At 70.7% G+C, this 18,823-nt stretch carries 20 protein-coding genes and 1 pseudogene; 16 read left to right on the forward strand and 5 right to left on the reverse strand.

The window, feature by feature from the left end; genetic code table 11:
* Nucleotides 1-38 precede the first annotated feature (38 nt).
* Nucleotides 39-1,376: a serine--tRNA ligase gene (gene serS, locus E2169_RS08345; protein ID WP_132986164.1), complete on the reverse strand. Its 1,338-nt coding sequence runs from the start codon at nucleotides 1,374-1,376 to the stop codon at nucleotides 39-41.
* A 104-nt stretch (nucleotides 1,377-1,480) separates the two neighbouring features.
* Between serS and E2169_RS08350 the strand changes: the two genes are divergently transcribed.
* Entirely contained in the window at nucleotides 1,481-2,110 is a 630-nt protein-coding gene (locus E2169_RS08350) for an energy transducer TonB (protein ID WP_165942372.1), read from the forward strand.
* Between the two features lie 81 nt (nucleotides 2,111-2,191).
* Nucleotides 2,192-2,767 carry an energy transducer TonB gene (locus tag E2169_RS08355; protein WP_132986166.1) on the forward strand — a complete coding sequence of 192 codons (576 nt, stop codon included), beginning with the start codon at nucleotides 2,192-2,194 and terminating at the stop codon, nucleotides 2,765-2,767.
* A gap of 9 nt (nucleotides 2,768-2,776) precedes the next feature.
* Here the strand turns inward: E2169_RS08355 and aroA are convergent, their stop codons facing one another.
* The 3 genes from aroA to serC are packed head-to-tail and all read right to left on the reverse strand — an operon-like array spanning nucleotide 2,777 to nucleotide 6,334.
* The gene (aroA, locus tag E2169_RS08360) at nucleotides 2,777-4,111 is read right to left on the reverse strand and encodes a 3-phosphoshikimate 1-carboxyvinyltransferase (protein ID WP_132986167.1); all 1,335 of its coding nucleotides are present in this window, start codon (nucleotides 4,109-4,111) and stop codon (nucleotides 2,777-2,779) included.
* Entirely contained in the window at nucleotides 4,108-5,235 is a 1,128-nt protein-coding gene (pheA, locus tag E2169_RS08365; RefSeq protein WP_132986168.1) for a prephenate dehydratase, read from the reverse strand. The genes aroA and pheA overlap by 4 nt, the downstream gene beginning before the upstream one ends.
* Nucleotides 5,228-6,334 carry a 3-phosphoserine/phosphohydroxythreonine transaminase gene (gene serC / locus E2169_RS08370; RefSeq protein WP_132986169.1) on the reverse strand — a complete coding sequence of 369 codons (1,107 nt, stop codon included), beginning with the start codon at nucleotides 6,332-6,334 and terminating at the stop codon, nucleotides 5,228-5,230. Before serC ends, pheA begins: the two co-directional genes overlap by 8 nt.
* A 112-nt stretch (nucleotides 6,335-6,446) precedes the next feature.
* Here serC and msrP point away from each other — a divergent pair, with 112 nt between their 5' ends.
* Together msrP and msrQ are read left to right on the forward strand one after the other, a co-directional pair.
* A complete protein-coding gene (gene msrP / locus E2169_RS08375; RefSeq protein WP_132986170.1) occupies nucleotides 6,447-7,424 on the forward strand; it encodes a protein-methionine-sulfoxide reductase catalytic subunit MsrP in 978 nt (325 codons plus the stop codon).
* 15 nt (nucleotides 7,425-7,439) lie between these two features.
* Nucleotides 7,440-8,105 carry a protein-methionine-sulfoxide reductase heme-binding subunit MsrQ gene (gene msrQ, locus E2169_RS08380; RefSeq protein ID WP_132986171.1) on the forward strand — a complete coding sequence of 222 codons (666 nt, stop codon included), beginning with the start codon at nucleotides 7,440-7,442 and terminating at the stop codon, nucleotides 8,103-8,105.
* Here msrQ and E2169_RS08385 read toward each other — a convergent pair.
* A complete protein-coding gene (locus E2169_RS08385; protein WP_132986172.1) occupies nucleotides 8,082-8,861 on the reverse strand; it encodes an FHA domain-containing protein in 780 nt (259 codons plus the stop codon). The two genes, msrQ and E2169_RS08385, sit on opposite strands and share 24 nt — an antisense overlap.
* 84 nt (nucleotides 8,862-8,945) lie before the next feature.
* Here E2169_RS08385 and E2169_RS08390 point away from each other — a divergent pair, with 84 nt between their 5' ends.
* The 12 genes and pseudogenes from E2169_RS08390 to E2169_RS08445 all read left to right on the forward strand — a co-directional run bounded on the left by E2169_RS08390 (nucleotide 8,946) and on the right by E2169_RS08445 (nucleotide 18,812).
* Nucleotides 8,946-9,221: a polyhydroxyalkanoic acid system family protein gene (locus E2169_RS08390; protein ID WP_132986173.1), complete on the forward strand. Its 276-nt coding sequence runs from the start codon at nucleotides 8,946-8,948 to the stop codon at nucleotides 9,219-9,221.
* A 72-nt stretch (nucleotides 9,222-9,293) separates the two neighbouring features.
* The gene (locus E2169_RS08395) at nucleotides 9,294-10,223 is read left to right on the forward strand and encodes a restriction endonuclease (protein WP_165942373.1); all 930 of its coding nucleotides are present in this window, start codon (nucleotides 9,294-9,296) and stop codon (nucleotides 10,221-10,223) included.
* Between the two features lie 296 nt (nucleotides 10,224-10,519).
* Entirely contained in the window at nucleotides 10,520-11,581 is a 1,062-nt protein-coding gene (pstS, locus tag E2169_RS08400) for a phosphate ABC transporter substrate-binding protein PstS (protein ID WP_132986175.1), read from the forward strand.
* A gap of 54 nt (nucleotides 11,582-11,635) precedes the next feature.
* Nucleotides 11,636-12,604 (forward strand): phosphate ABC transporter permease subunit PstC, encoded by a 969-nt coding sequence (gene pstC, locus E2169_RS08405; protein WP_132986176.1) that lies wholly within the window; start codon nucleotides 11,636-11,638, stop codon nucleotides 12,602-12,604.
* Entirely contained in the window at nucleotides 12,604-13,485 is an 882-nt protein-coding gene (gene pstA, locus E2169_RS08410; protein WP_132986177.1) for a phosphate ABC transporter permease PstA, read from the forward strand. Before pstC ends, pstA begins: the two co-directional genes overlap by 1 nt.
* The gene (gene pstB / locus E2169_RS08415; protein ID WP_165942374.1) at nucleotides 13,478-14,350 is read left to right on the forward strand and encodes a phosphate ABC transporter ATP-binding protein PstB; all 873 of its coding nucleotides are present in this window, start codon (nucleotides 13,478-13,480) and stop codon (nucleotides 14,348-14,350) included. The genes pstA and pstB overlap by 8 nt, the downstream gene beginning before the upstream one ends.
* Entirely contained in the window at nucleotides 14,347-15,051 is a 705-nt protein-coding gene (phoU, locus tag E2169_RS08420) for a phosphate signaling complex protein PhoU (protein WP_132986179.1), read from the forward strand. The genes pstB and phoU overlap by 4 nt, the downstream gene beginning before the upstream one ends.
* A gap of 99 nt (nucleotides 15,052-15,150) precedes the next feature.
* Entirely contained in the window at nucleotides 15,151-15,582 is a 432-nt protein-coding gene (locus tag E2169_RS08425; protein ID WP_165942375.1) for an EF-hand domain-containing protein, read from the forward strand.
* 45 nt (nucleotides 15,583-15,627) lie between these two features.
* Nucleotides 15,628-16,491 (forward strand): HvfB family MNIO-type RiPP peptide maturase, encoded by an 864-nt coding sequence (locus tag E2169_RS08430; protein WP_132986181.1) that lies wholly within the window; start codon nucleotides 15,628-15,630, stop codon nucleotides 16,489-16,491.
* Entirely contained in the window at nucleotides 16,481-17,332 is an 852-nt protein-coding gene (locus E2169_RS08435; protein WP_165942367.1) for an HvfC family RiPP maturation protein, read from the forward strand. The genes E2169_RS08430 and E2169_RS08435 overlap by 11 nt, the downstream gene beginning before the upstream one ends.
* Nucleotides 17,333-17,419: 87 nt before the next feature.
* Nucleotides 17,420-17,995: pseudogene (rnt, locus tag E2169_RS08440) on the forward strand (ribonuclease T); the annotation flags it as partial.
* A 232-nt stretch (nucleotides 17,996-18,227) separates the two neighbouring features.
* Nucleotides 18,228-18,812 carry a hypothetical protein gene (locus E2169_RS08445; protein WP_132986183.1) on the forward strand — a complete coding sequence of 195 codons (585 nt, stop codon included), beginning with the start codon at nucleotides 18,228-18,230 and terminating at the stop codon, nucleotides 18,810-18,812.
* Nucleotides 18,813-18,823 lie beyond the last annotated feature (11 nt).

An 18,823-nucleotide genomic window follows, 5' to 3' on the forward strand; every position in this document is an offset into this window, starting at 1 on the left:
CGAGCCGCCCTACCCGCAGGCTTCCCGGGATGGCGACCTCAGGAAATCGCTTCGAGGCCACCCATGTACGGCCGCAACGCCTCGGGCACGGTGATCGACCCGTCGGCCTGCTGCCCGTTCTCCATCACCGCCACCAGGGCGCGGCCGACGGCCACGCCGGAGCCGTTGAGGGTGTGCACGGGTTCGGGCTTGCCGCCCTCGCCGCGCCAGCGCGCCAGCATCCGTCGGGCCTGGAAATCGCCGCAGTTCGAGCACGAGGAGATCTCGCGCCAGGTCTGCTGCGAAGGCAGCCAGACCTCCAGGTCGTAGGTCTTGCGCGCAGCGAAGCCCATGTCACCCGAGCACAGCAGCATGCGCCGGTACGGCAGGCCGAGGCGCTCGAGCACCACTTCGGCGCAGCGGGTCATGCGCTCGTGTTCGTCGTCGCTGGCGTCGGACCGGGTGACCGACACCAGTTCGACCTTCTCGAACTGGTGCTGCCGGATCATGCCGCGGGTGTCGCGGCCATAGGCGCCGGCTTCGGCGCGGAAGCACATCGAATGCGCCGCCATGCGCAATGGCAGGCGATCGGCCTCGACGATGGCGTCGGCGACAAGATTGGTCAGCGGCACCTCGGCGGTCGGGATCAGGTAGCGCTTCGACGCCGCCTCGCCCTCGCCCACGGTGGTCGCGAACAGGTCGTCCTCGAACTTCGGCAGTTGGCCGGTGCCACGCATGGCGTCGGCGTTCACCAGCACCGGCACGCTGGTTTCCTCGTAGCCGTGTTCGTTGACATGCAGGTCGAGCATGAACTGGGCAAGCGCGCGGTGCAGCCGCGCGAGCTGGCCGCGCAGCACGGTGAAACGCGCGCCGGACAGGCGCGCGGCGGCCTCGCCGTCGAGCCAGCCGTTGCGGGCGCCAAGGTCGACGTGGTCGCGGACTTCGAAGTCGAAGCTGCGCGGCGTACCCCAGCGGTGCTGTTCGACGTTGCCCGATTCGTCCGCGCCTGCCGGCACCGAATCGTCGGGCAGGTTGGGGATGCCGAGGGCAATCGCGTCCAGGTCGACGCGGATGCGCTCCAGCTCGACCTCCGAGGCCTTCAGTTCGTTGCCGAAACCGGACACCTCGGCTTTGATTTCTTCCGCCTTCGCGAGATTGGAATCGGCTTGATCGTGTTCTTCGGTCGCCCTGAGGCGGGCAATCGACCCCATGAGCATGCCGATCTCCTTGCTGCGCGTGTTGCGCAGGTTCTGCAGTTCCTGGGTGCGCACCTGCAGCGCCTTGCGCTCGGACTCCAGGTGCTCGAGCGCGGCGGCATCGAGCTCGAAGCCGCGGGTCTGGCGCAGGCGCAGGGCAAGCGCGGCGGGATCGTGGCGCAGGAGGTTGGGATCGAGCATTGGTCGCTTCGTCGAGTGTCGGATCGTGGATTATCGCGTGTCGCGAACGCGTTTGCCGGATGGCCCGTGGCAGAATCGGGGCCACGCGACGAGAACCGGCGAGCATGAGCGCAGAGTCCAGACGCAATACCCTCCCCCTTCCCAGCGGCCGCGGCTGGTGGATCGTCGCCGCCGGCCTCGTGCTCGGATTGGCCGTCTTCGTCATGCTTTGGCTGGCCCAACGCGACAACGGGGACCTCTACCGCCCCGACCAGCAGCCACCGGCGGCCTCTGGCCCGGCCTTCAAGCCGCTGCCCGCGCCGCCCGCGTCGGGAGCGTCCAGCGATGAGGCCATTCCCGCGGGACCCGCGTCCGGCGCCCGCCTCGAGGAGCCGTGGGAGCCGGCAGCTCCCGGCGCTCCCGCGGCCCAGGCCATCCCCCGGGACGGTCCCGCCGCGGCCGCGCCCCCGGTCGAGCTTTCCGCCAGCTCGCCGGTTCCGATCAGATCGCCCGGCCCGAGCTATCCCGCGCGCGCCCTGCGCCGCGGCGAGTCCGGCGAGGTCCTGCTGCGGATCCACGTGGACGCCCGCGGGGTCCCGGATCGGGTCGAGGTCGCCGCCAGCAGCGGCTCCCGCGACCTCGACCGCGCCGCCCAGCGCGCGGTCCAGCGCTGGCGCTTCCGCCCGGCCATGCGTGACGGCACTCCGGTCGCCGGCGTGGTGACGGTGCCCATCAACTTCGACAGCGGCGGCTGAACAGGGGGCGCGTGCATACGCGGCCTCAACCTCACGTGTGGAAGGCTCCCCCTACTGCACGTGCAGACCAAGGAGCCGACGATGTCCGATCCGAACCCGAACATCCCCGATCCGCCCCGTGAGCAACCGCCACCGCCGGAATCCGACCGCAAGTCCGCTACACCCCTGCTCTGGATCGTGCTGCTGTTGGCGCTGCTCGCGTTCGGCTGGTTCATCTACAACCAGCGCGCCGGCGTTTCCACCGCACCGGAACCGCTGCCGCCGCCCGCGGTCGACGTCGGTGATGCCCGGGACGCGGCGGCGGAGCGCGAGCGTGCCGCCGATGATGTGCGCCGCGAGGCGCGCGTGCGGGCTCCGGAGCCGGCATCCTCGACCGGACCGGACAGCGAGCCCGAGCTGACCAATCGCATCCAGCCCGAGTACCCGGTGGCTGCGTACCGCGACCGTGCGGAAGGCACGGTGCTGGTCGGCATCCTGGTCGATGCCAACGGCCGGCCGAGCGAAGTGGATGTCGTGCGCCGCAGCGGCAACCGCGACCTCGACCGCGCAGCCCTCGACGCGGTGCGCCAGTGGACCTTCGAGCCGGCCGTGCGCGGCGGCAGGAAGGTCGAAGCCCGGGTGGAGGTCCCGGTGACCTTCCGCCTCGACGCCCAGTAGCGCGAAGGCTCAGGCGCGGCGCAGGCCGAATCCGGCGGCCTGCGCCAGCGTCTCGAAGCCGGGGAACGAGGTCGCGACGTTGGCCACGTCGTCGATCGCGACCTCGCCGTCCGCAAGCTGTGCCGCCACCGCGAACGCCATGGCGATGCGGTGGTCGCCCAGGCTGTCGACGGCACCGCTGCGCAGTCGCCCGCCCTCCACGCGCATGCCGCCCGGCGACTCGCGCACGTCCACGCCCAGCGCCTGCAGGCCCGTGGCCATGGCGCGGATGCGGTCGGATTCCTTCACCCTGAGTTCCGCGGCGCCGCTGATGCGGGTGCTGCCGCTGGCGCAGGCCGCGGCCACGGCGAAGACGGGGAACTCGTCGATCATGTCGGCCACCAGCGCCACCGGGAGCTCGATGCCGCGCAGCGGCGCGTGGCGCACCGCGATGTCGGCCACCGGCCCGCAGAGGCCTTCGCGGCGGTCGAGCTCGCGGATGTCGGCGCCCATCGTGCGCAGCGCATCGATCAGTCCGGTGCGCCGCGGATCCACGCCGACCGAGCGCAGCACCAGGGACGAGCCCGGCACCAGGGTCGCGGCCACGATGAAGAACGCTGCCGACGAGAAGTCGCCGGGCACTGCGATGTCCCGGGCCTGCAGGCGGTGTCCGCCGTCGAGGCGCGCCCTGCCCGGCGCGAAGTCCACCGGCCAGCCGAAGGCCGCCAGCATGCGTTCGGTGTAGTCGCGCGTGGGCCTCGGCTCGCGCACCCCGGTCACGCCCCCGGCGTACAGGCCGGCCAGCAGCATCGCGGACTTGACCTGCGCGCTCGCCACCGGCGTCTCGTGATCCAGGCCGCGCAGCAAGCGCCCGCCGGTGATGCGCAAGGGCGGGCGGCCGCCGTCGTCGGAGTCGATCGCCGCGCCCATCGCGCGCAGCGGTGCCGCCACGCGCTGCATCGGCCGCTGCGACAGCGAGGCATCGCCCACGAGTTCGCTGTCGAAGCGCTGTCCGGCAAGCAGCCCTGCGAGCAGGCGCATCGCGGTGCCGGAGTTGCCGCAGTCGAGCGGACCAGCCGGCGGCCGCAGGCCATCGATGCCGACACCGTGCACGATGCGGCACGACGGCGACGGGGCTTCGATGCCGACGCCCATGGCCGCGAAGATCGCAGCGGTGGCGCGCGTGTCCTCGCCCTCCAGGAAGCCGTCGATCCGGGAGTCGCCATCGGCCAGCGCGGCGAGCATCACGGCCCGGTGCGAAATCGACTTGTCTCCGGGCACGGCGAATTCGCCGGACAGCGCGCCGCCGCGCGACGCCACCCAGCCCGGACGATCCCCGGCGACCGCCGTGCCGCCGTTTCTCATGGCACCGCCACCGGATACGAGCCCAGCACGCGCACGTCGCCGGCGAAGACATCGATCTCGGCCAGCGCGTCCTTCAGCGGCGACTCGTCGACGTGGCCGCCGACGTCGATGAAGAAGGCGTACTCCCACAGCGCACCGTGCGCCGGCCGCGACTCGATGCGGTTCATGCTGATCCCATGCCGCGCCAGCGGCTCGAGGATCCGGTACAGCGCACCGGGCTGGTCGCGGATCGACACCATCAACGAGCTGCGGTCGTGCCCGGACGGCGGGAACGCGGCGCGCCCGAGCACCAGGAAGCGGGTGGTGTTGTCGCTGCGGTCCTCGATCGGCCCGGCAACCACCTTGAGGCCATAGACCTGGCCCGCGCTCTCACCGGCGATGGCCGCGGCGTCGTCGGCATTGCGCGCGCGACGTGCGCCCTCGGCGTTGCTGGACACCGCCAGCTTCTCCGCCAGCGGCAGGTGCTGCCGCAGCCAGTTCTTGCACTGGGCCAGCGACAGGCCGTGGGAATAGATGCGCTCGATGTCCTCGATGCGTCCCGTCCGCGACATCAGGTACTGGTGCACCCGCAGCTCGACCTCGCCACAGATCATCAGGGGCGAGGTCAGGAACATGTCGAGCGTGGACTGGATCGTGCCCTGCCCCGAGTTCTCCACCGGCACCACGCCGAAATCGGCGGCGCCCGACGCGACCTCGTCGAATACCTCCTCGACGCTGGCCAGCGGCAGCCCGAGCGCGGAGTGACCGAAGTGCTTCTGCACCGCCTGCTGCGAGAACGTGCCCTCGGGCCCGAGGTAGCCGACCTTCAGCGGCTCCTGCTGCGCCAGGCAGGCCGACATGATCTCGCGGAACAGGCGCACCAGCACCGCGTCCGACAGCGGCCCCTGGTTGCGGTCGACCACCCGCCGCAGCACCTGCGCCTCGCGTTCGGGCCGGTAATACTCCACCGCCGCGGCAAGCTTGCCCTTGGCGTGCCCGACCTGGCGCGCGAACAGCGCGCGCTCGGCGATCAGCGCCTGGATCTCGCGGTCGATGCCGTCGATCTGTGCGCGCACCGCCGCAAGGTCGGTCTTCAGCGGCCGTGCGCTGCTGCCGGCCTGTCCTTCGCCGTCGTCTTCAACCATGGCGGCGCTGGAAATCGTGCATGAAGGCGACCAGTGCCTCGACGCCTTGCAGCGGCATGGCGTTGTAGATCGAAGCGCGCATGCCGCCAACCACGCGATGGCCCTTGAGGCCGATCAGGCCCGCGTCGTGGGCCCGGGCCAGGAACGCGTCGTCCAGCGCAGGATCGGACAGCAGGAAGGGCACGTTCATGCGCGAGCGCACCGCGGGATCGACGTCGTTGCGGTAGAAGCCGCCGGACGCATCGACGGCCGCGTACAGCGCTTTGGCCTTGGCCTCGTTGCGACGCGCGAATACCTCCACCCCGCCCTCGTCGAGCATCCAGCGGAACGTCAGGCCGGCCACGTACCAGTTCCAGGTCGGCGGCGTGTTGAGCATCGACTCCGCCGCCAGCTGCAGGCGGTAGTCGAAGATGTCGGCGCGCGGCTGGCCGGCCCGTTCCAGCAGCTCACGGCGCACGATGACCACGCCGATGCCCACCGGGCCGAGGTTCTTCTGCGCGCCGGCGTAGATGGCACCGAAGCGCGACACGTCGATCGGCTCGGACGCGATGCTCGAACTGAAATCGGCGAACAACGGCACATCGCCGGTGTCCGGGAACGGGTGGCCGCCGGGCGCGGCGGGGCGGAACTCGACCCCGTGGATGGTCTCGCTGGCGGTGACGTGGACATAGGCGGCATCGGCCGACAGGCGCCACTCCGACGCGGGCGGAATGCTGCGGTAACCACCGGCTTCGCTGCTGGCGGCGATGTTCAGGTCGACGTAGGGCCGCGCCTGCTTCGTCGCCACCTGGCCCCAGTGGCCGGTCAGCACGTAGTCGGCGCGCTGACCTGGCGCAGCGAAGTTCAGCGGCAGCAGTGCCTGCTGCGTGGTCGCGCCGCCGGGCAGGAACAGCACGGCGTAGTCATCGGGGATGGACAGCAGTGCGCGCAGGTCGGCCTCGGCGCGGGCCGCGATGTCCAGGAACTCCGGGCCGCGGTGGCTGATCTCGACGATGGAGGCGCCGGCGTTGCCGTACTCGAGCAGGGTGTCGCGCACCTGGTGCAGCACGGACTCCGGAAGCGTGGACGGCCCCGGGCTGAAGTTGTATGCGCGCGACATCGTGTACACCTCGTTCGACAGGATGGCGAGCCAGTATGCCGCAATGCAGCACCGACGCAGGTCGCGCCACGGCGTAGGATGGAATGCCCAGACAGCAGCGAGGAAGCCGCGCATGCCCCCCGGCCGCCTTCCCTCCCTTCCCGGCTCGTCCATCACCGACGAGACCGTCTACCGCGGGCGCCGGCGCCTGCTCGGGACGCTCGCGGCCCTGCCGGCCCTGGCCGTGGCCGGCTGCCGCGGCGCCGAACCGCCCCCACCGGTCGACGCGCCCCGCGCCGGCGCGGCCCGCACCGGCAGCGCCACCGGCTTCATGACCGACGAGCCGCAGACGCGTTACGAAGACGCGACCTCCTACAACAACTTCTACGAGTTCGGCAGCGGAAAGGCCGACCCCTCGCGCGCAGCGAAGACGCTGGTGACCTCCCCCTGGTCGGTGCAGGTCTCCGGCGCGTGCGCGAAGCCGGGCACCGTCCCGCTGGAAACCCTGCTGAAAGGCCTGGTGGCGGAGGAGCGCGTCTACCGCATGCGCTGCGTCGAAGGCTGGTCCATGGTCATCCCCTGGCTGGGCGTTCCGCTGGGCGAGGTGCTCAAACGCTTCCAGCCGACCTCGGATGCGAAATTCGTCGCCTTCACCAGCCTCGCCGATCCGCGCCAGATGCCGGGCGTACGCGCGCCGATCCTCGACTGGCCCTACCGCGAGGGCCTGCGCATCGACGAGGCCATGCATCCGCTCACCCTGCTGGTGACCGGCATGTACGGCAAGCCGCTGCCGCAGCAGAACGGCGCGCCGCTGCGGCTGGTGGTGCCGTGGAAATATGGCTTCAAGGGCATCAAGTCGATCGTGGCGATCGAGTTCACCAGCAAGGCGCCACGCACGGCCTGGAACGACATGCAGCCGCGCGAGTACGGCTTCTTCGCCAACGTGAACCCGGCCGTCGACCATCCGCGCTGGAGCCAGGCGAGCGAACGCCGCATCGCCGGCGGGGGCAACCGGCTGTTCGCCGACCGCATCCGGACGCAGCCCTTCAACGGCTATGCCGAGCAGGTCGCCGGGCTGTACGAAGGCATGGACCTTGCCCGCTGGTACTGAACATGCGTACTGAGCATGCGTGCTGAGCGCGCCGTCGTGGCGGCCAAGGCCGCCGTCCACGCGCTGGCACTGACGCCGCTCGCCCTGCTGGGCTGGCAGGCCTGGCAGGTCGGCAGCGGTGCCGACATCGACGCGCTGGGCGCCGAGCCGGTGGCTGCCATCGAACACGAACTCGGGCTCTGGGCGCTGCGCCTGCTGCTGGTCACGCTGGCGGTGACGCCGCTGCGCCAGGTGCTGAAACAGCCGCTGCTGCTGCGCTTCCGGCGCATGCTCGGGCTGTGGGCGTTCGCCTACGCCAGCCTGCACTTCACGGCATACCTCGTGCTCGACCTGCGCGGCTGGTGGGCGCAGGTGCTGGTCGAGATCGTGGAGCGGCCCTACATCACCGTGGGCTTCGCCGCCTGGCTGTTGCTGCTGCCGCTGGCCGTGACATCCACCCGCGGCTGGATGCGGCGGCTGGGCCGCAACTGGGGCCGGCTGCACCGCCTGGTCTACGCCATCGCAGCGCTGGCGGTGCTGCATTTCTGGTGGGTGGTGAAGTCCGACGTCCGCGAGCCGCTGCTGTACGCGGCCATCCTGGCGGCCCTGCTGGGCTGGCGCCTGGCCTGGCGGCGACGCAGGCTGGTCGCGCAGCGTGCCCCTGCTTCTGCTCCTGCCTCAACCCGCGCCGAACAGCAGTAGCAGCGCCAGCAATCCGGCCAGCAGCACCGCCGCGACCAGCAGCCACGGCAGGCGCATGGCGCCACCACCGGCCTTCGGCGCGGCGGCGTCCGGGACGACCGCGGCAGCGGCGACGGATGCCCGCGCGCCGGACGGGGCCTCGAGCACGAAGCGGTGATGGGCATCGAACACGACCTGGTCCCCGGGCTGCAGCACCGCGTCACGCACGGCCTCGCCGTTGACCTGGCTGCCTTCGGCGGAGCCGAGGTCGCGCAGCACGACGTCACCGCGCAGCACCTCCAGCCGCGCGTGGCGCTCGGCGAAGGCAGCCTCGTCGATGCGGATGTCCGCTTCGGGTGCGCGGCCGACCAGCCGCGGGCGCTCCAGGGTGAAGCTGCGGCCGTGATAGTGGCCACCGACGCCGCGCAGCACCACGCGCACGTCGCCGGCCTCGCCGGTGCTGTCGCCGAAGCCGGCCTCGGGCTGGCGCGGCGGCTGCGCCGACACCAGGCGGATGCCGCTGCCGTCCACGAATACCGCATCGCCCAGGCGCAGCATGGCCATGCGCAGCACCGGACGGCCGTTGACGTGCACGCCGCGCGTGCCTTCGGGCACGGTGAGCCAGACGCCGCGGCGGTCGACGCAGAAGTTCACGATCGGCGACGATTCGACCAGTCCGAGCCCGCCGCCGTCGGCGGTGCGGCCCACGCCATGCACGCCCACGGCCAGGGGATGGTCGTCGTCGCCGGGATCGAAGCGGAGTCTGAGGCTGTCCATTGGCGAAGGAATCTAGCATGCAGCAGCGCTTGGATCGTGCGCGCCGCGCAGCCAGAATAGCGCCCCCACCACGCGGAACAGGCCATGGCAGGCATCGACATCCACCACCCGCACCAGCTGTCGCCCGAGCGCGCGCGCGAAGCCGTGCAACAGGTCGCCGACAAGCTCGTCGACAAGTTCGGCGTCGACTGCCGCTGGCAGGGCGACGTGCTCGAGTTCAACCGCCCCGGCGTCGATGGCCGCATCGCGCTGCTGCCCGGCGAGGTGCACGTCACCGCCGAGCTGGGCTTCCTGCTCGCCGCGATGCAGGGCCCGATCGAGTCCGGGATCCGGCGCGTGCTGGACGAACGTTTCGCCTGACCGGCGTCCCCGTGCCAGGGCGCCGGCATGCGTCTATGCTTGGCCGTTCGGGGAACGGACGTCGGGATACCCATGCTGCAGTGGCTGCTTGCAATCGTGGTCGCGCTCGCCATCGGCGGCGCTGCGACCTGGCTCGCCCGCGGACCGCTGCGGCGGCGCGACGAGACCGCCGCCGGCATCGCGGCGCTGTCGGCGATGTCGTGGCGCGAGTTCATCCGGGTGGTGCTCGAAGCCCTGTCGCGGCGCGGCTACCACCGCCTGGTCGACCACGAGTCCGCCGCCGGCGACAGCGACTACACCCTGGTCCGCAACGGCGACCACTGGCTGCTGTCGACCAAACACGGCAGCGCCTTCGTCCTCGGTCGCGCCGCAGTGAACGGGCTGACCGCCGAGATGGGGGTCGCCGGCGCCGCCGGCGGGCTCCTGGTCACCCAGGGACGGATCGACGACGAGGCTCGCAGGGCCGCGCGCGGGCAGCCGGTCGAACTCATGGATGGCGCCTCGCTGTGGCCGGAGCTGCGGCCATTGCTGCCGGCCGCCGCCGTGGACCCGATCCGGGCCGCCGCCGTGAAACGCGCGCGCGCGCGCAGCCTGACGGGCTGGCTGCTTGCGCTGATCGCCGGCGCGGCCGTGTTCGCGATAGTGCCTGCGCCGCGCCCGTCCCTCGCAGCCGCGGCCTCCAGCCCGGCTGCGAGCGCGGATCCGGGCCGTGCGGCCGCCGTCGAGCCGGCCGGACCGGTGGCCGAACCCGACGCCGCCACGCTGGACGCACAGCGCCGCGAGCTGGCCAGCACCGTGGCGACCCTGCCCGAAGTGACGCGCGCCCTCTGGACCAGCGCATCGACACTGCAGGTGTTCGTGCTTGATACCGATGCCGACCCCTTCGCTGCGATCTGCCCCCTGGTGCTGCGCTATCCGGCCTTGGCCTCGTCGCGCATCCAGCTGACTCCGCCGGCCGACAGCGGCAGGCAGGTCCGCTTCCGGCAGTGCCGCAGCTACTGAAGGCGCCCGGACAGCTGTCACCGGAACGTCACCAATCCGACATCCTCGGGTCACCGGCAAGGGGTTGAATGACGTCGAGGCTCGCCACCGCCTGGATCCACGCAGCGGTGCTCCAGCCACGACACCCCTCCTCTCCTGACACTGAAGCTTCATTTCCGGGCCCTCGCGGGCCCGATTTTTTCCGGTTTCCGGCGCCCGCTGGCGGTGCGGAGCGGCGATCGTCATGAAGCTGTCACAAAAACATCATCCAATGGGCCTACGCCGCATCGCGGCACCCGCCACAACGGAACCCCGCCATGACCCTCCCCAAGCTGCGCCTCGTCTCGCTCGCGCTCGCGTCGGCGCTGTTCGCCGTCGCCTGCCAGCCCTCCGGCAACGCCCCGACCACTGACGCCAGCGGCGAGGCCATCGCCAACCAGGTGTCCGGTGCCGGCGCCTCCTTCATCTATCCGCTGGTGTCGAAGTGGTCGGCCGACTACAACGCCGCGACCGGCCGCCAGGTGAACTACCAGTCCATCGGCTCGGGCGGCGGCATCGCCCAGGTCAAGCAGGGCACCGTCGACTTCGGCTCCAGCGACATGCCGCTGTCGAGCGAAGAACTGGCCGAGGCCAACCTGGGCCAGTTCCCGTCGGCGATCGGCGGCGTGGTGCCGGTGGTCAACATCGAAGGCCTGGCGCCGGGCGCGCTGAAGCTGACCGGTCCGGTGCTGGCCGACATCTTCCTCGGCAAGATCGAAACCTGGAACGCGCCGGCCATCACCGCGCTCAACCCCGGCCTCGCCCTGCCCGACGGCAAGATCAACATCGTCCACCGCTCCGACGGCTCGGGCACCAGCTTCAACTTCACCAACTACCTGTCCAAGACCAGCCCGGCGTGGAAGGACCAGGTCGGCGAAGGCACCTCGGTCTCCTGGCCGCTGGGCGTCGGCGGCAAGGGCAACGAGGGTGTAGCTTCGTACGTGCAGCAGATCAAGGGCGCGATCGGCTACGTCGAGCTCGCCTATGCGCTGCAGAACACCATGCCCTACGCATCGATGCAGAACGCCGCGGGCAACTTCGTCGAACCCAGCGCCGAGAGCTTCGCGGCCGCCGCACGTACCGCGGACTGGGCCTCGGCCACCGACTTCAACCTGGTGATCACCGACGCCCCGGGCGCCGACTCGTGGCCGATCACCGCCACCAACTTCATGCTGATGCCCAAGCAGCCCAAGGACCCGGCGCGCAGCAGGGCCACCCTGGACTTCTTCAAGTGGGCTTTCGAGAGCGGCCAGGCGCAGGCCAGCGAACTCCACTACGTGCCGCTGCCCGAGGAACTGGTGGCGCAGATCGAGGCCTACTGGGCTGCCGAGTTCAAGTAAGGCGCGCATGCCCGCCGCACGCGCGGCGGGCCGCCCAGGAGCCCCGGGACACCGATGAACGCCACCGCCCTGCCCGCCACAGCCCCCAGCCGCCGCGACCTTCGCGACGGCCGCGCCGACCGCTGGTTCCGCTACGCCCTCATGGGCACCGTCGTCTTCGTGATGCTGGCACTTGCCAGCGCCGCGCTGTCGATGCTCTGGGGCGGGCGCGAAGCCCTGCAGTCGCAGGGGCTCTCGTTCTTCCTGTCGGCCGAGTGGAACCCGGTCGAGAACCGCTACGGTGCGCTCGTGCCGATCTACGGCACGGTGGTCACCGCCATCATCGCCATGGTGCTGGCGGTACCGGTGAGCTTCGGCATCGCCGTGTTCCTGACCGAGGTCTCGCCGCGCTGGCTGCGCGGCCCGGTGAGCGCGGCGATCGAGCTGCTTGCCGGCATTCCCTCGATCATCTACGGCATGTGGGGCCTGTTCGTGCTGGTGCCGGTGATGACCACGCACGTCACGCCGTGGCTCAACGCGCACCTGGGCAGCGTGCCCGGCCTGGGCATCCTGTTTCGGGGGCCTCCGCTGGGGATCGGCCTGCTCACGGCGGGCCTGGTGCTGGCGATCATGGTGGTGCCGTTCATTTCCTCGGTGATGCGCGAGGTCTTCCTCACCGTGCCCACGCGGCTGAAGGAGTCGGCCTATGCGCTGGGTGCCACCCGCTGGGAGGTGTGCTGGGACGTCGTCCTGCCCTACACCCGCTCGGCGGTGATCGGCGGCATCTTCCTCGGCCTCGGCCGCGCGCTGGGCGAGACCATGGCGGTCGCCTTCGTGGTCGGCAACAGCGTGCGGCTGACGCCGTCGCTCCTTGAGCCCGGCACGACGATCGCCGCGCTGATCGCCAACGACTTCGGCGAGGCGACCGATACCTATCGCTCCGCGCTGCTGCTGCTGGGCTTCGTGCTGTTCATCGTCACCTTCGTGGTGCTGGCGCTGGCGCGGCTGATGCTCGCGCGGCTGGCGCGCAAGGAGGGCAACTGATGTCGACCTCCAGCGCCGTCTCCGGCACGGGCAGCCACCTGTATGCCCGCCGCCGGATCACCAATGCCATCGCGCTGTCGCTGTCCTGCGTGGCCGCGGTGATCGGGCTGGTGTTCCTGGCCTGGATCCTGTGGACCCTGGTATCCAAGGGCATCGGCGGCATCAACTGGGACCTGTTCACCAAGGACACGCCGCCGCCGATGGCCGAGGGCGGGCTTCGCAACGCGCTGTTCGGCTCCGCGGTGATGTGCGGGCTGGCGATCCTGATCGGCGCCCCGCTCGGCGTCGCCGCCGGCACCTGGCTGGCCGAATACGGTGCCGCAAGCCGGACCGCGACCGTGGTGCGCTTCGTCAACGACATCCTGCTGTCGGCGCCGTCGATCGTGCTCGGCCTGTTCGTCTATACCCTGTTCGTCATGCATGCCGGCGGCAACTTCTCGGCGTTCGCGGGCGCGGTGGCGCTGGCCTTCATCGTGCTTCCCGTGGTGCTGCGCACCACCGACGAAATGCTGCGCCTGGTGCCGACGCAGATGCGCGAAGCCGCGCTGTCGCTCGGCGTGCCGCAGTGGAAAGTGATCATCCAGGTGCTTTACCGCAGCGCATCGGCGGGTATCGTCACCGGCATCCTGCTGTCGCTGGCGCGCATCAGCGGCGAGACCGCGCCGCTGCTGTTCACCGCGTTCGGCAACCTGTACTGGAACAGCAACGTCATGCAGCCGATGGCCAGCGTACCGGTGGTGATGTACCAGTTCGCCGGCAGCCCCTACGCAAGTTGGCAGGATCTGGCCTGGGCCGGTGCCCTGGTGCTGACCACCTTCGTCCTCCTGATCAGCCTTGGCGCGCGTGCGCTCCTGCTGCGCAACCGCATCAGCCATGACTGACTCGACCATCCTCCTCCGGACCCCGCCGATGAACGATGCCCCTGCCTCCACGGACCGCGGACGCGCCACCCTGTCCACCGCCACGCCACGCCGCGCCGCCGCGGAGCCGGCGCCGGTAAAGGTGTCGGTGCGCGGCCTCGACTTCCACTACGGCAGCTTCCACGCCATCAAGGGCGTGGCGATGGAGGTCCCGGAGAAGCGCGTGACCGCGCTGATCGGGCCCTCGGGCTGCGGCAAGTCCACCCTGCTGCGCGTGTTCAACCGCATCTACGCCCTGTATCCCGGCCAGGTGGCCAGCGGCAGCATCCTGCTCGACGGCGAGGACATCCTGTCGCCGAAGTACCCGATGAACCGCCTGCGCAGCAAGGTCGGCATGGTGTTCCAGAAGCCGGTGCCGTTCCCGATGACGATCTACGAGAACATCGCCTACGCCATCCGCCACCACGAGAAGCTGTCGAAGGCGGAGATGGACGCGCGCGTGGAGTCGGCGCTGCGCCAGGGCGCGCTCTGGGACGAGGTCAAGGACAAGCTCGGACAGACCGCACTCGGCCTGTCCGGCGGCCAGCAGCAGCGCCTGTGCATCGCACGTGCGGTGGCGCTCAAGCCCGAGGTGCTGCTGCTCGACGAGCCGACTTCGGCGCTGGACCCGATCTCGACCAGCCGCATCGAGCAGCTGATCGAGGAGCTCAAGCTCGACTACACCATCGTCATCGTCACCCACAACATGCAGCAGGCGGCGCGCGTCTCCGACTACACCGCCTTCATGTACCTCGGCGACCTGATCGAGCACGATACGACCGAGACCATCTTCTCCAATCCCTCGAAGCGCCAGACCGAGGACTACATCACCGGACGGTTCGGATGAACAACCAGCCCCATGACCACATTGTCCGCAGCCACGACGAGGAGCGCGAGCGCCTGATCGACGAGATCCTGCGCATGGGCGAACTCTCCGTCGCCCAGCTCGAGGCCGCGCTCGACGTGGTCGAACGCCGCGACGACCGCGCGGCCGGGCACATCGTCGCCAACGACGAGGCGATCGACACGCTGGAGCGCGAGGTCAGCCACGACGTCATGAAGCTTTCGCTGCGCGGCCCGATGGCCCGGGACCTCCGCGAGATCCTGGCCGCCCTGCGCATCGTGTCCGACATCGAACGCATCGGCGACTACGCGGCCAACATCGCCAAGCGCTCGATCGCGCTCAACAAGGCGCCGGCACTGCCGGTGGCCGGTGGCCTCGCCCATGTCGGGGCATTGGCCGTGCGCCAGGTCCGGGACGTGCTGGTGGCCTACCGCAACCACGACGCGGAAGCCGCCCAGGCCGTGCGCGACCGCGACGCTGCGCTCGACGCCGAGTACACCCGCCTGTTCCGCGAACTCCTGACCTACATGATGGAGGATGCGCGCGCGATCACCGGCTGCACCCACCTGCTGTTCATGGCCAAGAACCTGGAACGCATCGGCGACCACGCCACCAACATCGCCGAGAACATCTGGTTCACGGTGCGCGGCGAGGACAACCTGCCTCCACGCGAAAAGGCCGACGACACCAACACCACGGTCTGAGGCCCCCGCCCGCCCCGCCCGCCCCGTCGACACGGCGTGAACGGGGCTGCGGCATACTGGCGCCCCCGCGGCCTCCCGCCGCAGATGAGGAACGCCAGCATGTCCAAGTCCCATGCCAAGCCCGTCGCCCTCGCCGTGGCCACCGCCCTGGGCGGTATCGCGCTTTCGGGCGCTGCCTTCGCGATGGCACCCCTCGCCAGCGGCTACATGGTGTCTGCCCAGGAAGCCGGTGACCCCGCCGCGGCCACCAAGGATGCCGAGGGCCGCTGCGGCATGTCCCGCGTCGACACCGACGGCGATGGCCGCATATCGGCGGACGAGTTCAGCGCCGCCCATCCGGAGAAGGATCCTTCCTACTTCGCGGCCATGGACAGCAACGGCGACGGCTTCGTCGACAAGGACGAACACGACGCCCACCACGCGACGAAGAAGGCCACGTCCGAAGACAAGGACGCCGACAAGGCGGCGCAGGAGGGCAAGTGCGGTGAAGGCAAGTGCGGCGGCTCGGGCGCCTGCGGCGGCATTGCCTGATCGCAGCTTGAACCGGCTGCGCGGCCGGCCGCGCAGCGCTTCGACATGACCGGCACCACGCTTCATCCACGCGCGGCCGGCCTCGGGCTGCGCCGCGCCCTGCTGGCGGAGCTGCGCGCGGCGCCCCCGGGGAGCTTCGATTTCCTCGAAGCCGCGCCGGAGAACTGGATCGGCGTGGGTGGCGCGCCGGGCGAGGCCTTCGCCGAGCTCGCCGCGCGCCATCCCCTGGCCTGCCACGGCCTGTCGCTGTCGCTCGGCGGCCCCGCGCCGCTGGACGACACCTTCCTGCACAAGCTCCGCCGCTTCCTCGACGCCCACCGCGCACCGGTCTACAGCGAGCACCTGAGCGCCTGCGGCGACAGCCTGGGGCACCTCTACGACCTGCTGCCACTGCCGTTCAGCGATGAGGCGGTGCGGCACGTGTCCGCGCGTATCAGCCACGCCCAGGACATCCTGGGCCGGCGCATCGCGGTGGAGAACATCTCCTACTACGCATCCATCCCGCCCGCTCCGGGAACGCGGCCGCTGACCGAGCTCCAGTTCGTCAACGCGGTGCTCGAGGAAGCCGACTGCGACCTGCTGCTCGACGTGAACAACATCGTGGTCAACGCGACCAACCACGGCTATGACGCCCAGGACTTCCTGCAGGGACTGCCGGGCGCGCGCATCGCCTACATCCACGTCGCCGGCCATCGCGACGAGGCACCGGGCCTGAAGATCGACACCCACGGCGCCGCAGTGGCCGATCCGGTCTGGGCGCTGCTTGCCGAGGCCTATGCGCTGTTCGGCCCGCGACCGACGCTGCTTGAACGCGACTTCGACTTCCCACCGTTCGAGGAGCTGCTGGGCGAGCTCGAGGTGGTCCGCGACCACCTTGCCGAAGCACCGGCACGCAGCCGTGCCGCCTGAATTGCCCGGATCGCCGGACCCGGGCGTGGGCGGCCCGGCACCCGCGCCCACATTCGCGCCTGGCGGACTCGCGGCCGGTGAAGCGCTGCGCGCCCAGCAGGACGCTTTCACCGCCCACATCCGCGATCCGGCGCGCCATCCGCCGCCGCCGGGCGTCGACCCGCGCCGGATGCAGGTCTACCGCGAGTTGTTCTTCAACAACGTCTCGCGCCTGCTGGCCGGCAATTTCCCGGTGATCCGGCGCATCCGCGGCGAAGCCTGGCCGGCGCTGGTGCGTGACTTCTACCGCGACCACGGCTGCCGCACGCCGCTGTTTCCGGAGCTGCCGCGCGAATTCCTGCGCTGGCTGGAGGACAGCGGCGGTCGCGAGCCCTGGCTTCCGGAGCTGGCGCACTATGAATGGATCGAGCTGGCGCTGCAGGTCAGCGAAGCGCGCGTGGACGACGTCGCGCACGATCCGCTGGACGCCACGGCCACCGATGTCGCGGCCTCGCTCCTCGCCGGCCGCCCCCTGCTCTCGCCGCTGGCCTGGCCCCTGGCCTATGCCTGGCCGGTGCACCGCATCGGCCCGGACTGCCTGCCCGACGCGCTGCCGCCCTCGCCCACGCTGCTCCTCCTGCATCGCGGGGACGATGGCCGCGTGCGCTTCCTCGCGCCCAGCCCCCTGGCCTGGCGCCTGCTGCAGCGCCTCGACGAGGCGCCTGAGCTCAGCGGCCAGGCGCAGCTCGAGGCGCTTGCGGCCGAGGCGGGGGCTGCCGCAGACGCGGACTTCGTGAAGCAGGGGGTGGCCATGCTGCTGCGCTGGCACGGCGAAGGCATCGTTCCCGGCGTGCGCCGCTGAGGCCACGCGCCGCGCTCGGCTAGACTAGCGCCGGTGACTACCCCGACCCCGCCCCAGGCCACCGCGGCCGCTCCCGCCTTCGCCCCCATGTCCACCCGCTTCCGCGGCTACCTGCCGGTGGTGGTCGACGTGGAGACCGGAGGCTTCGACTGGAACCGCCACGCCCTGCTCGAGATCGCGGTCCTGCCGATCGATCTGGACGACGCCGGGCGCTACATCCCGGGCGAAGGCGCCAGCGCACACCTGATCCCGGCCCCGGGCACCGAGATCGATCCGAAGTCGCTGCAGATCACGGGCATCGACCTCGATCACCCGTTCCGCTTCGCCAAGCCCGAACGCGACGCGCTGGACCATGTGTTCGCGGCGGTACGCACCGCCGTTCGCAAGCACGGGTGCCAGCGCGCGATCCTGGTCGGGCACAACGCCCATTTCGACCTCAACTTCGTCAACGCCGCGGTCGCGCGCACGCAGCACAAGCGCAACCCCTTCCATCCCTTCAGCGTGTTCGACACGGTGACCATGGCCGGCCTGGCCTACGGGCAGACGGTGCTTGCACGCGCGGTGCAGGCGGCGGGCATGGAATGGAACAGCGACGAAGCGCATTCCGCGGTCTACGACACCGAGCGCACGGCGCAGCTGTTCTGCACGATCGCCAACGGCTGGGGGCGGCATGCGGCATCGGCACCCGGCGCAGCGGCCACCACCGGGCATGGATCGGATGACAACGCCGCGCCCGGCGCGGCCGACGATGGCCCTCGGGGCACGCTCCCGGCCTAGCAGGCGGCCCAGGGTCTACAGCGCTGGCGCAGGGCTTCGGACAGGCACACGCCCGCAGGACTGTGGCCGCGGGATCAGGCGCAGCTTGCGTTCAAGCCATGCCTGTTATCTTCGGATGATGAACATACGCACTCGCTGTGGCCGCTTCACTGCGGCTTCGATCATGCTGCTGCCGCTGCTGCTCTCGCCCGCCATCGCGTCGGCGTCCGGAGACGCGACGGCGCTCGACCTCGACCTTCCCCGGTCGCCATTGTTCACCAGTGCCGCGCCGTTCGATGCGCCGGGAGTGCCCGACACCGATTACGAGCGGGTCCTGCGCGAGCGCGAACTGGCGCGCCGCGGTGACGTCGCGGCGGCGTCGAGTTGCCCCCCGGCGGCGGACGGCAGCGAACGCGGCGTCACCGGCAGCTTCACTACCGGCATCGGCCACTCCTCGCGCGGCGGCAACAGCCACTGGAACGCGGCGGACATCAACCTGTGCAAGGAATACGTCAGCAACGCCGGCAACGTGAATACGATGAACATGCGCATCCATGTCGGACAGTACGACGGCCCCGGCTATTTCCATGGTCCCGGCAGCGGCTACGGCCGTGGCTACTACGGCCCCGGCCCGCATGGGGTCCACGGCATCATCGGCGGCCGGTGGAACATGGCCCCGTCCCGTGACGAATCGTGGAGCGAAGGCCGCCGTCCCTGGCGGTGATTTCGTGCCGT

It is taken from the genome of Luteimonas terricola, from assembly GCF_004352845.1.
GTDB classification, from domain to species: domain Bacteria; phylum Pseudomonadota; class Gammaproteobacteria; order Xanthomonadales; family Xanthomonadaceae; genus Luteimonas; species Luteimonas terricola.

What these genes read in the sequence shown, in the direction of transcription:
- aroA (WP_132986167.1), bottom strand. Translation starts at nt 4,111, where the DNA reads ATGAGAAACGGCGGCACGGCGGTCGCCGGGGATCGTCCGGGCTGGGTG.
- E2169_RS08390 (WP_132986173.1), top strand. Translation starts at nt 8,946, where the DNA reads ATGGCAGGCATCGACATCCACCACCCGCACCAGCTGTCGCCCGAGCGC.
- E2169_RS08430 (WP_132986181.1), top strand. Translation starts at nt 15,628, where the DNA reads ATGACCGGCACCACGCTTCATCCACGCGCGGCCGGCCTCGGGCTGCGC.
- E2169_RS08425 (WP_165942375.1), top strand. Translation starts at nt 15,151, where the DNA reads ATGTCCAAGTCCCATGCCAAGCCCGTCGCCCTCGCCGTGGCCACCGCC.
- E2169_RS08395 (WP_165942373.1), top strand. Translation starts at nt 9,294, where the DNA reads ATGCTGCAGTGGCTGCTTGCAATCGTGGTCGCGCTCGCCATCGGCGGC.
- phoU (WP_132986179.1), top strand. Translation starts at nt 14,347, where the DNA reads ATGAACAACCAGCCCCATGACCACATTGTCCGCAGCCACGACGAGGAG.
- pheA (WP_132986168.1), bottom strand. Translation starts at nt 5,235, where the DNA reads ATGGTTGAAGACGACGGCGAAGGACAGGCCGGCAGCAGCGCACGGCCG.
- pstC (WP_132986176.1), top strand. Translation starts at nt 11,636, where the DNA reads ATGAACGCCACCGCCCTGCCCGCCACAGCCCCCAGCCGCCGCGACCTT.
- serC (WP_132986169.1), bottom strand. Translation starts at nt 6,334, where the DNA reads ATGTCGCGCGCATACAACTTCAGCCCGGGGCCGTCCACGCTTCCGGAG.
- serS (WP_132986164.1), bottom strand. Translation starts at nt 1,376, where the DNA reads ATGCTCGATCCCAACCTCCTGCGCCACGATCCCGCCGCGCTTGCCCTG.
- pstS (WP_132986175.1), top strand. Translation starts at nt 10,520, where the DNA reads ATGACCCTCCCCAAGCTGCGCCTCGTCTCGCTCGCGCTCGCGTCGGCG.
- E2169_RS08445 (WP_132986183.1), top strand. Translation starts at nt 18,228, where the DNA reads ATGAACATACGCACTCGCTGTGGCCGCTTCACTGCGGCTTCGATCATG.
- pstA (WP_132986177.1), top strand. Translation starts at nt 12,604, where the DNA reads ATGTCGACCTCCAGCGCCGTCTCCGGCACGGGCAGCCACCTGTATGCC.
- msrQ (WP_132986171.1), top strand. Translation starts at nt 7,440, where the DNA reads ATGCGTGCTGAGCGCGCCGTCGTGGCGGCCAAGGCCGCCGTCCACGCG.
- msrP (WP_132986170.1), top strand. Translation starts at nt 6,447, where the DNA reads ATGCCCCCCGGCCGCCTTCCCTCCCTTCCCGGCTCGTCCATCACCGAC.
- E2169_RS08355 (WP_132986166.1), top strand. Translation starts at nt 2,192, where the DNA reads ATGTCCGATCCGAACCCGAACATCCCCGATCCGCCCCGTGAGCAACCG.
- E2169_RS08350 (WP_165942372.1), top strand. Translation starts at nt 1,481, where the DNA reads ATGAGCGCAGAGTCCAGACGCAATACCCTCCCCCTTCCCAGCGGCCGC.
- E2169_RS08385 (WP_132986172.1), bottom strand. Translation starts at nt 8,861, where the DNA reads ATGGACAGCCTCAGACTCCGCTTCGATCCCGGCGACGACGACCATCCC.
- pstB (WP_165942374.1), top strand. Translation starts at nt 13,478, where the DNA reads ATGACTGACTCGACCATCCTCCTCCGGACCCCGCCGATGAACGATGCC.